10 protein-coding genes and 1 other RNA gene are annotated in these 11,457 nt (G+C 57.6%); 9 read left to right on the forward strand and 2 right to left on the reverse strand.

Annotated elements, in window-relative coordinates:
* Nucleotides 1–66: 66 nt before the first annotated feature.
* On the reverse strand, nt 67–429 hold the full coding sequence (locus AOC04_RS00945) for a YraN family protein (RefSeq protein ID WP_060690748.1): 363 nt from the start codon (nt 427–429) through the stop codon (nt 67–69).
* Complete coding sequence (locus tag AOC04_RS00950; protein WP_060690749.1) at nt 429–2,180, reverse strand: penicillin-binding protein activator; 1,752 nt, start codon at nt 2,178–2,180, stop codon at nt 429–431. The genes AOC04_RS00945 and AOC04_RS00950 overlap by 1 nt, the downstream gene beginning before the upstream one ends.
* 234 nt (nt 2,181–2,414) lie before the next feature.
* Between AOC04_RS00950 and rsmI the strand changes: the two genes are divergently transcribed.
* From rsmI to mraY, 9 genes are all read left to right on the forward strand, one after another.
* Nucleotides 2,415–3,269, forward strand: coding sequence for a 16S rRNA (cytidine(1402)-2'-O)-methyltransferase (gene rsmI, locus AOC04_RS00955; RefSeq protein ID WP_060690750.1), 855 nt, complete (start codon nt 2,415–2,417; stop codon nt 3,267–3,269).
* Between the two features lie 141 nt (nt 3,270–3,410).
* An RNA gene (gene rnpB, locus AOC04_RS00960) (RNase P RNA component class A) lies at nt 3,411–3,764 on the forward strand.
* Between the two features lie 355 nt (nt 3,765–4,119).
* The gene (gene mraZ / locus AOC04_RS00965) at nt 4,120–4,575 is read left to right on the forward strand and encodes a division/cell wall cluster transcriptional repressor MraZ (RefSeq protein WP_060690751.1); all 456 of its coding nucleotides are present in this window, start codon (nt 4,120–4,122) and stop codon (nt 4,573–4,575) included.
* Nucleotides 4,572–5,519, forward strand: coding sequence for a 16S rRNA (cytosine(1402)-N(4))-methyltransferase RsmH (rsmH, locus tag AOC04_RS00970; protein ID WP_060690752.1), 948 nt, complete (start codon nt 4,572–4,574; stop codon nt 5,517–5,519). The genes mraZ and rsmH overlap by 4 nt, the downstream gene beginning before the upstream one ends.
* Nucleotides 5,516–5,809: a cell division protein FtsL gene (gene ftsL / locus AOC04_RS00975; RefSeq protein WP_003443637.1), complete on the forward strand. Its 294-nt coding sequence runs from the start codon at nt 5,516–5,518 to the stop codon at nt 5,807–5,809. The genes rsmH and ftsL overlap by 4 nt, the downstream gene beginning before the upstream one ends.
* Entirely contained in the window at nt 5,806–7,548 is a 1,743-nt protein-coding gene (locus AOC04_RS00980) for a peptidoglycan D,D-transpeptidase FtsI family protein (RefSeq protein ID WP_060690753.1), read from the forward strand. The genes ftsL and AOC04_RS00980 overlap by 4 nt, the downstream gene beginning before the upstream one ends.
* A complete protein-coding gene (locus tag AOC04_RS00985; RefSeq protein WP_060690754.1) occupies nt 7,548–9,011 on the forward strand; it encodes a UDP-N-acetylmuramoyl-L-alanyl-D-glutamate--2,6-diaminopimelate ligase in 1,464 nt (487 codons plus the stop codon). The genes AOC04_RS00980 and AOC04_RS00985 overlap by 1 nt, the downstream gene beginning before the upstream one ends.
* Nucleotides 9,004–10,371 (forward strand): UDP-N-acetylmuramoyl-tripeptide--D-alanyl-D-alanine ligase, encoded by a 1,368-nt coding sequence (locus tag AOC04_RS00990; RefSeq protein ID WP_060690755.1) that lies wholly within the window; start codon nt 9,004–9,006, stop codon nt 10,369–10,371. The genes AOC04_RS00985 and AOC04_RS00990 overlap by 8 nt, the downstream gene beginning before the upstream one ends.
* Nucleotides 10,371–11,453 (forward strand): phospho-N-acetylmuramoyl-pentapeptide-transferase, encoded by a 1,083-nt coding sequence (gene mraY, locus AOC04_RS00995; RefSeq protein WP_003443623.1) that lies wholly within the window; start codon nt 10,371–10,373, stop codon nt 11,451–11,453. The genes AOC04_RS00990 and mraY overlap by 1 nt, the downstream gene beginning before the upstream one ends.
* Nucleotides 11,454–11,457 lie beyond the last annotated feature (4 nt).

Consider the following 11,457-nt stretch of genomic DNA (forward strand, 5'->3'; position numbering starts at 1 on the left):
TGTGCAGCCCGCAAAGCAAAGCAAAATCGTTTAATAAAAGGGTGCTGGAATAGGCCCTGCAGCTTGCTAGCTGTCAAAGGCATTCCGTAGCCAGTTCAAGTGAGGTGTTGCGCTGTCCATTGCCACGACGTCAAATCGGCACGGGTGATTGGCCCAGCGCGACTCGCGTTGTAAAAAATACTGAGCTGCAAGTATCAGCTTCTGCCGCTTGCGTGCGTCAATGCTGGCTAATGCTCCACCCCATTGCGCATGTTGTCTGTAACGAACTTCGACGAATACTACTGTATCGCCGTCAAGCATGACCAGATCCAGCTCGCCACGCTTGCATAGCCAGTTCTGTGCCAGCAAGCGTAAACCCTGTTGCTCAAGATGCCGCAGCGCCATGCGCTCGGCATCCTTGCCTGTTTTCAGGCTTGAGCGGTCGGGCATCAGTTCGGAGTGTCGGGCAGGCGCTGAACCTGGCCGTTAACAAACTCGGCCCATGGCAGCTGGCGTTCGACATGTTGCGACGGGCTCATGCTGAGGCTGCCTGACAGGCCGTCGATCCTGCTGTCTGGCAGGGCTTTGAGCTGGCCCAGGCGCGATGTCAGGGTATAGGCGTCAACGCCCATGGCGTACAGGCGGCCCAGGCTGCTACCGGCCTGGGGCCATTGCGCGGCCACTTGCTGGCGCAACGGGTTACCCGGTTCCAGCAGCCATGGAGTTTCGCAAAAGCGTACGCCATTCATGTCTTTGTACTGATCCTGATTGCCGCTCGCACTGAAAACGTGGGAAGTGGCGTAAACCGGCAGGTCGCCTGCGTATTGATAGTTCAGGGTCGGTTTGATCTGCTGGGCTTGCTGGGGTGTGGCAGCCAAAAACAGGAACTGCATAGGCTCGCCTGCACTTTTACGCAGTTGCACCAGATCGCCAACCTGCTGTGCCAGGGCTACGGGTTTATCAATGTATTCAATGCCGACGATGGAGCCGCCATGGGCGACCCATTCCTGGCGGAACGCATTGAGCACGCGCTCGCCCCATTCACCTTTAGGCACCATGGCGCCAGCGCGGGTCAACCCGTCGGCGCGGGCGCGGCGGGCTACTTCGCGGGCTTCGTCTTCAGCTGCCAGGCCAAACTGGAACAGTTGCGCTGGGCCTTGGGCGCCATCGCTGTAATTTAGTGCCAGTGTGGTGATAGGCAGTTGTGGGCGTGCATTGAGCTGCTTGACCAGAGACTTCTCCAGCGGACCAACCACCAGTTGCACGCCATCGGCCTGTGCAGTGCGATAGAAATCATCCAGTGATGTCAGGCGCGAGCTGTCATAAAACTGAATGCTCGGCGGGTTTGCCCCGGCTTGCTGTGCCTGGTAGTGAGCAGCCATAAAGCCGTCGCGCAGGGCTTTGCCGACAGCGGCCAACTGGCCATCCTGTGGTAGCAGTACGGCGATTTTGGTCAATGGCTGGCTGGCCAGCTCTTTGAGTTTGATCAGTGGAGCAGGCAGTTGGATCGAAGCCGGGTGATTGGGGTTCTGTGCACGCCACTGGTCGATGGCGTTTTGTTGATCCTGCAAAGTACCGGCGCTCTTCACTGCCAGTGCAAGAGACATCCATCCGCCCATCACATCGTTGCTCTGCCCGCGCAATTGATCGACCGGTAATGCGGCGACCAATGTCCAGATGGCTTCGTTGTTACTGTTGGCTGCATCGCCGGTCAGGATCGGGCTCATCGCCGCACGTTCGCGTGCTGCAGCCAGTGTCTGGCCGTCAGCTTCAAGAGCGCGGGCATGGACTGTATGTGTGCGCACTTGCAAATCGTTGGGCAACTCGCCAATGCGTGACACGCTCGGGTGATTCAGGGCGGCCAATGCTGCTTTGGGATCATTGCGGTTCATTGCCAGTTCGGCTGCCAGTGTGCTGGCAAATACTTGCTGCGCTGGTTTGAGCTGATCCAGTGGGACCTGGGCCAAAATCTGCGCTGCGCGCTGATCATTCTTTTGGCGCATGGCGAGGTCGGCCGCCGACAAGCGCAACAAAGCGGCTTTTTCCGGATTTTGGGTTTGCGACGCCTGTTGCAGCAGCTGTTCAAGGCTGGCATCCGGGGTCCGGGGGAGTTCGCCAAGGCTGGACGAGGGCGAGCTGGCACAAGCCGCCAACAGGGCAGCAAGGCAGAGGGCAGTGAACAGCCGCAGGCAAGCGATCATGTAGTGTTCCTGATACTCGATCAAAAGAGTGGGAAGTGTACCCAAGCACTGGCCGGGGCGCGATGTTACAGACAATAAAGCCTAAATTTAGATGAGTTATGCGGGTTGTAGCGGTGATTTTTTTGCTTGCAAGCCCTCTGCAGTCAGACTGGAGGGTGCGTTCAAGAGGGGTCTACGCGCTACAATGGCGCCTTTGACTCTCATGAGGTGTGCGTTTTGACTGCTCCAGGTGCTATGAATTCCGTTGTCGGGTCGCTTTATGTGGTGGCGACGCCCATCGGTAACCTGGACGACATCAGCGCGCGCGCGCTCAAAGTGTTGCGTGACGTTTCGCTTATTGCGGCCGAAGACACTCGTCACTCCCTGCGTTTGATGCAGCATTTTGGTATCACCACCCCTTTGGGGGCCTGTCACGAACATAACGAGCGTGATGAAGGCAGTCGCTTTATTCAGCGCTTGCTGGCAGGTGAAGATGTCGCCCTGATATCCGATGCAGGGACACCGCTAATCTCCGATCCGGGTTATCACCTGGTGCGTCAGGCGCGTGCGGCCGGCGTCAGGGTTATTCCTGTTCCGGGTGCCTGTGCCCTGATTGCAGCACTGTCGGCTGCAGGTCTGCCATCTGATCGATTTATCTTTGAAGGGTTCCTGCCGGCTAAAGCGGTTGGGCGTCGTTCGCGCCTTGAGTTGCTCAAGGAAGAACCTCGCACCCTGATTTTTTACGAAGCGCCGCATCGTATCCTCGAGTGTCTGCAAGATCTGGAACTGGTCTTCGGTCCGGACCGCCCGGCCTTGCTGGCGCGTGAACTGACCAAAACATTTGAGACCCTCAAAGGTTTGCCGTTGTCCGAGTTGCGTGCCTTTGTAGAGGGCGACAGTAACCAGCAGCGTGGTGAGTGTGTGGTGCTGGTTGCGGGTTGGACTGCGCCTGAAACAGAAGAGGCTGTAAGCAGCGAGGCGATGCGTATTCTTGATTTATTGCTAAAGGAAATGCCGCTCAAGCGTGCCGCCGCACTTGCGGCTGAAATAACCGGTGAGCGCAAGAATGTGTTGTATCAAGTGGCCCTCGAAAAGCAAAAAGTTGATTAATTGGATAGGGTGGGTAGTGGCCTTTTGATACTTGCTTGTTAGTAGAGCTTGTAGCCAAAGGCTTTGGGCGGGTTGAATCAGATAGCCATCTGGCTTTTAACGCTTGTTCTATACGCTCTGTACAGTTAATCTTCGCGCCGGAGAGTCGATTGGACAGTCGCTGCCTCCTATGAAAATTAGGGGGGGGAGGAAAGTCCGGGCTCCATAGGGCGAAGTGCCAGGTAATGCCTGGGAGGCGTGAGCCTACGGAAAGTGCCACAGAAAATAACCGCCTAAGCGCTTCGGCGCCGGTAAGGGTGAAAAGGTGCGGTAAGAGCGCACCGCACGACTGGCAACAGTTCGTGGCTAGGTAAACCCCACTTGGAGCAAGACCAAATAGGGTTCCAAGGCGTGGCCCGCGCTGGAACCGGGTAGGTTGCTAAAGATGTCCAGTGATGGCCATCGTAGACGAATGACTGTTCACGACAGAACCCGGCTTACAGATCGACTCTCCACCTTTTTTCTTCTGCTTGCGCTGCAAGCAGATCGCTTCAGGAAATAGCCGCTTCATCTCCCCGTTGTATTCGCAAGAAAATTCCGATGTGTAATGCCAAAAAGTTCTTACTCTTAACAAACTACTTTAAGTTTGAAGTCCAGGGCTTTGAGTTTGTTGCACATCGGTAGTCAAAAAATCCCTCCGCTTATTGCTGTACGTCTATTTACCCTCCTAAATCTCAGTTATGTAAGGATTTTCCTGTTGGCCGCTCCTTGACGGTGTGGTGGGCGCATTCCTATAGTGTGCGCAAGTGGCGAAAAGTGGCATAAAGTGGGTTTTTTTGACGTAAAACGCTAATTTTGGGAGTGACGCCTCGTGTTTCGCGGAGCTAACGCAATCAGTCTCGATGCCAAGGGCCGTCTCGCAATGCCGAGCCGGTACCGCGACGAGTTGATTTCGAGGAGTTCCGGGCAACTGATCGTGACCATTGATGCGGTAGACCCCTGCTTATGTGTGTACCCGCTTGATGAGTGGGAATTGATAGAATCCAAGCTTCGGGCGTTGCCTTCGTTGCGTGAAGAAAACCGCCGTTTGCAACGTCTGCTGATTGGTAATGCCGTCGACCTTGAGCTCGATGGCAGTGGTCGTTTTCTGGTACCGCCGCGTTTGCGTGAATATGCCAAGTTGGATAAGCGCGCGATGTTAGTTGGCCAGCTAAACAAGTTTCAACTGTGGGACGAGGATGCCTGGGAAGCTGTTTCTGCCGCTGACCTTGCAGCCATTCAACAACCGGGCGCGATGCCTGAAGAACTGCGTGATTTAATCCTGTGACTATAGATAGCGACTTCAACCACATCACCGTGCTGCTTGACGAAGCCGTAGAGGCTCTCGCCGTACGTCCTGATGGATGCTATCTGGATGGCACCTTCGGTCGCGGCGGACATAGCCGCCTGATACTCCAGAAGCTCGGCCCTAAGGGGCGTTTACTCGGGTTTGATAAAGATCCTCAAGCGATTGCCACAGGGCAAGCGCTAGCGGCCGAAGACGGCCGCTTTGTCATTGTGCAACGCAGCTTTGCCGAATTGGGCTCCGAGATTGCCGCCCGCGGTCTGGCCGGCAAGGTCAATGGCGTTCTCCTCGATCTGGGCGTGTCTTCACCGCAGCTTGACGACCCGGAGCGTGGCTTCAGCTTCATGAACGACGGTCCGCTGGACATGCGCATGAACCCGGACGAAGGGATCAGCGCCGCTGAATTTGTAAACACTGCAACCCAGGACGAAATCGCTCGCGTATTCAAGGAATATGGCGAGGAGCGCTTTTCCGGGCGCATGGCCCGTGCTGTGGTTGAGCGTCGTGCCATTACCCCGTTCGAACGCACTGGCGATCTGGCTGAAGTACTTAAAGTGGCCAACCCGGCCTGGGAAAAGGGCAAGCATCCTGCAACCCGCACCTTCCAGGGCCTGCGCATACACGTAAATAACGAGCTGGGTGATCTCAAAGCCGGCCTCGAAGCGGCACTGCAATCGCTGGAAGTCGGCGGCCGGCTGGTGGTAATCAGCTTCCACTCCCTGGAAGACCGCATCGTTAAATTGTTCATGCGTGATCTGGTCAAAGGTGAACCCGACTATCTGCCTCGTGGCTTGCCGGTTCAGCACACCAGCTTTGATCCCATTATAAAAATCCATGGCAAGGCACAGTTCGCATCCGAAGCGGAGCTCAAAGCCAATCCGCGCTCGCGCAGCGCTGTCATGCGCGTCGCGGAGAAGCTTCGTTGAACAAGCTCTTCGCCAAACCACTTCCCGGCGGAAGTTTTTTCATGCTGCTGCTGTTTATTGCCGTACTGGTTTCAGCCGTTGGCGTTTCCTATAGCGCCCACTGGAACCGTCAATTGCTCAATACCCTGTACGGTGAGCTGAGTGTGCGTGACAAGGCGCAGGCCGAGTGGGGTCGCCTGATCCTCGAGCAAAGCACCTGGACTGCCCATAGCCGTATCGAAACCCTGGCCAGCGAACAACTGAAAATGCGCATTCCTGGCGCAGCAGAAGTTCGGATGGTGGCGCCATGATCAAACTCGAAGGCGCACTCTATCCGTGGCGTTTTCGTGTAGTGCTGGCACTGCTGGCGCTGCTGGTAGGTGCGATTGCCTGCCAAATTGTCTACTTGCAGGTGATCGACCATGACTTCCTCAAGGGTCAAGGTGATGCGCGCAGTCTGCGACACATCCAGATCCCGGCACACCGTGGCCTGATTACCGACCGTAATGGCGAGCCGTTAGCCGTGAGTACGCCGGTGACCACGTTATGGGCCAATGCCAAGGAAATGCAGGTTGCCAAGGATCGTTGGCCAGCCCTGGCGCACGCGCTTGGGCAAGACCCCAAAGTGTTGACGGCGCGCCTTGAGCAGCAAGCCAATAAAGAATTCATCTATCTGGTCCGCGGGCTCACCCCCGAGCAGGGCCAGTCGGTGCTCGACCTTAAAGTGCCGGGTGTTTATGGCATTGAAGAGTTCCGCCGCTTTTACCCGGCCGGTGAAGTCACCGCGCACATGGTCGGCTTTACCGATATCGACGATAAAGGCCGTGAGGGTGTCGAGCTGGCCTATGACGAGTGGCTGGCCGGCGTGCCGGGCAAGCGACAAGTTATCAAGGACAGGCGCGGGCGCCTGATCAAAGACGTCCAGGTCACAAAAAACGCCAAGGCAGGGAAGACCTTGGCGTTGTCAATTGACCTGCGCCTGCAATATCTGGCCAACCGTGAACTGCGCAATGCACTGGTCGAGAACGGTGCCAAGGCCGGCAGCCTGGTGATCATGGATGTAAAGACCGGCGAGATTCTGGCCATGGTCAACCAGCCGACCTACAACCCCAACAACCGTCGCAATCTGCAGCCGGCAATGATGCGTAACCGCGCCATGATCGATGTGTTCGAGCCTGGCTCAACGGTTAAACCGATTTCGATGAGTGCGGCGCTGGAAACCGGGCGCTGGAAGCCAACCGATAAGGTTGAGGTCTACCCGGGCACGCTGCAACTGGGCAAATACACCATTCGTGACGTGTCGCGCACTGAAGGCCCGGTCCTCGATCTGACGGGCATTCTGATCAACTCCAGTAACGTGGGCATGAGTAAAGTTGCTTTCGATATCGGTGGTGAAGCGATTTTCCGCCAGATGGCCAAAATGGGTCTGGGCCAGGACACAGGCCTGGGTTTCCCGGGTGAGCGCGTTGGCAACCTGCCGAACTACCGGGAGTGGCGCAAGGCTGAAACAGCGACCCTGTCTTATGGCTACGGTGTGTCGGTGACGGCGATCCAGCTGGTTCATGCATTTTCGGCGCTGGCCAACAACGGCAAGCTTGCCCCGCTGACCCTGCTCAAGTCAGACAAGCCGGCGCAAGCCACACAAGTCATGCCTGAGCAGGTCGCCAAGACCGTTCAGGGCATGCTTCAAGAAGTTATCGAGAACCCGCGCGGTGTATGGCGTGCCAAAGTGCCGGCCTATCATGTGGGCGGCAAGTCGGGTACTGCACGTAAAACCTCGTCCGGCGGCGTCAAGGGTTACGCCGTGAACTCTTACCGTTCCCTGTTTGCCGGGTTCGGTCCGATGAGCGATCCGCGTTACGCAATCGTTGTGGTTATCGATGAGCCAAGCAAGGCGGGCTACTTCGGTGGTCTGGTGTCGGCTCCGGTCTTCAGCAAAGTGATGTCCGGCACCCTGCGCCTGATGAACGTGACCCCGGATAACTTGCCGACGGCTGCAGAGCAACAAGCAGCCGCGACCGCTGCAGCAGCCAAAGGAGGGCGCGGCTAATGTCCCTGAGCCTGAACAAGATTTTCCCCCACGCCGGCCATGATTTGATGATTCGTGAGCTGACCCTCGACAGCCGCAATGTGCGGGCGGGCGACCTGTTCCTCGCCGTGCCGGGCGGCAAACTGGATGGGCGCGAGCATATCGCTGACGCCCTTAAGCGTGGCGCAGCTGCCGTCGCTTATGAAGTGGAGGGCGCGGACGTATTGCCGATCACTGCCGTACCGCTGATTCCGGCCAAGGGGCTGGCTGCGCAACTGTCACAAATCGCCGGTCGTTTTTATGGCGACCCGAGCCATCACTTGAACCTGGTCGGCGTCACTGGCACCAACGGCAAAACCAGCGTTACCCAACTGGTCGCGCAAGCGCTGGACCTGCTGGGGCAGCATTGCGGCATCGTTGGCACCCTGGGGACAGGATTTTATGGCGCGCTGCAAAGCGGTCGCCATACCACCCCGGACCCGATTGCCGTGCAAGCCATGTTGGCCGACCTTAAGAAAGCCGGGGCCAAAGCCGTGGCGATGGAAGTGTCATCCCACGGGCTGGATCAAGGCCGCGTCAGCGCTTTGGCATTTGATGTCGCAGTGCTGACCAACCTGTCCCGCGATCATCTGGATTATCACGGCACGATGCAGGCTTATGCCGAGGCCAAGGCCAAGCTGTTTGCCTGGTCTGATCTGGGTTGCCGTGTGCTTAACCTTGACGATGACTTCGGTCGCCAGCTGGCGGCGCAAAAACATGATTCGCGCCTGATCAGTTACAGCCTCGAAGACAGCAGCGCCTACCTTTACTGCCGCGAAGCAACCTTCGACGACGACGGTGTGCGCGCCACATTGGTCACGCCACAAGGCGAGCACCATTTACGCAGTAGCCTGCTGGGCCGTTTCAACCTGAGCAACGTACTGGCTGCGGTCGGCGCCTTGCTTGGCCTGGACTACGCGCTGGATGAAATCCTCGCTGTATTGCCGAAACTTGAAGGGCCTGTAGGGCGTATGCAGCGACTGGGTGGCGGTACCAGGCCGCTGGTGGTGGTTGATTACGCCCACACCCCGGATGCGCTGGAAAAAGTATTGCTCGCTCTGCGCCCGCATGCCAAAGGCCGGCTGCTGTGCCTGTTCGGCTGCGGCGGCGATCGCGATCGCGGCAAGCGTCCATTAATGGCAGAAGTGGTAGAGCGTTTGGCCGATGGCGTATTGGTCACCGATGACAATCCGCGCAGTGAAGCGCCCGCGCAAATCTTCGACGACATCCGTGCAGGTTTTGATTCACCTGAACGCATCAATTTTGTCCCAGGGCGTGGCCCTGCCATTGCGCAATTCATTGCTGGTGCCAGTGCAGACGATGTGATCGTGCTGGCCGGCAAAGGTCACGAGGACTATCAGGAAATCAATGGCGAGCGCCATGACTTCTCTGACCTTGTAGAAGCCGAAAAAGCCCTGAATGCCTGGGAGGCTGCCCATGCTTAAGCCTCTATTGCTGAGCGAAGTAGCCGATGCGCTGGATGGCCGGCTGGTTTCTGCAGATAGCCGTTTCAACGGTGTCAGCATCGACAGTCGTGCGATCAGCAAGGGTCAGCTGTTTATCGCCTTGACCGGCCCGCGTTTTGATGGTCACGACTATCTGAATGAAGTGGCTGCCAAAGGCGCGGTCGCGGCCCTGGTCGAGCGCGAAGTACCTGAGTCTGCTTTGCCGCAACTGGTGGTCAAGGATGCCCGCGTTGCATTGGGCCAATTGGGTGCGCTCAATCGTGCCGGTTACAACAAGCCGGTTGCCGCCATCACCGGTTCCAGTGGCAAGACCACCGTTAAAGAAATGCTCGCCTGCATCCTGCGTACCCGTGGTCCGGTGCTGGCGACCAAAGGCAACCTGAACAATGACCTGGGCGTGCCGCTGACCCTGCTTGAGCTGACGCAGGAACACACCGCGGCAGTGATTGAACTGGGTGCTTCGCGTCTGGGTGAAATCGCTTACACCGTCGGCATGACAAAACCCCAGGTTGCCGTGCTCAATAATGCCGGGACCGCCCACGTTGGCGAGTTCGGCGGGCCGGAAAAAATCGTCGAGGCCAAGGGCGAGATTCTCGAAGGACTCGACGCAGATGGCATTGCCGTCCTCAATCTGGACGACAAGGCTTTTGGCATCTGGCAGGCCCGGGCTGCTGGCCGCAAGGTACTCAGTTTCGCCCTGACCAATCCTGACGCAGACTTTTACGCGAGCAATCTGACCCGCGATGCGCGCGGTTGCCCTGCGTTCGATTTGCACTGCCCGTTGGGTGTTGCCCACGTTCAACTCAACCTGTTGGGCACGCACAACGTTGCCAACGCTCTGGCCGGCGCGGCTGCCGCGCATGCCCTGGGCGTCTCGCTGTTTGGCATAACCAGCGGCTTGCAAGCGGTACTGCCGGTCAAAGGTCGTGCGGTGGCTCAACTGACCGCCGACGGTTTGCGAATTATTGATGACACTTACAACGCAAACCCCACCTCAATGTGCGCTGCCGTTGATATACTCGCCGCCTTTTCCGGCCGCACCGTCCTGGTGCTCGGAGATATTGGCGAGTTAGGTGAGTGGGCGGAGCAAGGACATCGTGAAGTAGGCGCATATGCCGCCGACAAAGTTTCAGCGCTCTATGCGGTGGGACCCATGATGGCTCATGCCGTCACTGCATTTGGACACCAGGCTCGTCACTTCGCCAATCAGGCTGACCTGATCAAGGCGCTTCGCGCTGAGCACGAAACAAACACCACCATTTTGATCAAGGGCTCGCGCAGCGCAGCGATGGAAAACGTCGTTGCGGCTTTGTGCGGTTCCAGCGGGGAGAAACATTAATGCTGCTGCTTCTAGCGGAGTATCTACAACAGTTCTACAAGGGCTTCGCAGTCTTCCAGTACTTGTCCCTGCGCGGGATTCTCGGGGTACTGACGGCGTTGACCTTGTCTCTGTGTCTGGGGCCGTGGATGATCCGCACCCTGCAAAACCGTCAGATCGGCCAGTCGGTCCGTAACGATGGTCCGCAATCGCATTTGTCCAAGTCCGGTACGCCAACCATGGGCGGTGCACTGATTCTGTCGGCGATCACCATCAGCACTTTGCTGTGGGCCGACCTGAGCAACCGCTATGTGTGGGTCGTGATGATCGTGACCCTGCTGTTCGGGGCTATTGGCTGGGTCGACGACTATCGCAAAGTGATCGAGAAAAACTCGCGTGGCCTTCCGAGCCGCTGGAAGTATTTCTGGCAGTCGGTGTTTGGTCTGGGCGCAGCAATCTTTCTTTATATGACGGCACCCAGCGCCGTCGAAACCACGCTGATTCTGCCTATCCTCAAGGACGCCAGCATCCCGCTGGGAATCGGCTTTGTGGTGCTGACCTACTTTGTAATCGTGGGTTCGAGCAACGCAGTCAACCTGACTGACGGCCTGGACGGCCTGGCGATCATGCCGACCGTTATGGTCGGTGGAGCCCTTGGCATCTTCTGCTACCTGTCGGGGAACGTGAAGTTTGCCGACTACCTGTTGATCCCGTATGTCCCGGGCGCGGGTGAACTGATTGTGTTCTGCGGCGCGCTGATCGGTGCCGGTCTCGGATTCCTGTGGTTCAACACATACCCCGCACAAGTCTTCATGGGCGATGTCGGCGCACTGGCTCTGGGCGCAGCCCTGGGCACCATCGCGGTCATCGTGCGTCAGGAAATCGTGCTGTTCATCATGGGCGGTGTGTTCGTGATGGAAACCCTGTCCGTGGTGATCCAGGTAGCGTCCTTCAAGTTGACCGGCAAGCGGGTATTCCGCATGGCGCCGATCCATCACCACTTTGAACTCAAGGGCTGGCCCGAGCCGCGTGTGATTGTCCGTTTCTGGATCATCACCGTGATTCTGGTTCTGGTCGGCCTTGCCACGCTGAAGCTGAGGTAGAACC

This window comes from Pseudomonas versuta (assembly GCF_001294575.1).
Classification (GTDB): domain Bacteria; phylum Pseudomonadota; class Gammaproteobacteria; order Pseudomonadales; family Pseudomonadaceae; genus Aquipseudomonas; species Aquipseudomonas versuta.

What these genes read in the sequence shown, in the direction of transcription:
- AOC04_RS00980 (WP_060690753.1), top strand. Translation starts at nt 5,806, where the DNA reads ATGATCAAACTCGAAGGCGCACTCTATCCGTGGCGTTTTCGTGTAGTG.
- AOC04_RS00945 (WP_060690748.1), bottom strand. Translation starts at nt 429, where the DNA reads ATGCCCGACCGCTCAAGCCTGAAAACAGGCAAGGATGCCGAGCGCATG.
- rsmI (WP_060690750.1), top strand. Translation starts at nt 2,415, where the DNA reads ATGAATTCCGTTGTCGGGTCGCTTTATGTGGTGGCGACGCCCATCGGT.
- AOC04_RS00950 (WP_060690749.1), bottom strand. Translation starts at nt 2,180, where the DNA reads ATGATCGCTTGCCTGCGGCTGTTCACTGCCCTCTGCCTTGCTGCCCTG.
- AOC04_RS00990 (WP_060690755.1), top strand. Translation starts at nt 9,004, where the DNA reads ATGCTTAAGCCTCTATTGCTGAGCGAAGTAGCCGATGCGCTGGATGGC.
- AOC04_RS00985 (WP_060690754.1), top strand. Translation starts at nt 7,548, where the DNA reads ATGTCCCTGAGCCTGAACAAGATTTTCCCCCACGCCGGCCATGATTTG.
- mraY (WP_003443623.1), top strand. Translation starts at nt 10,371, where the DNA reads ATGCTGCTGCTTCTAGCGGAGTATCTACAACAGTTCTACAAGGGCTTC.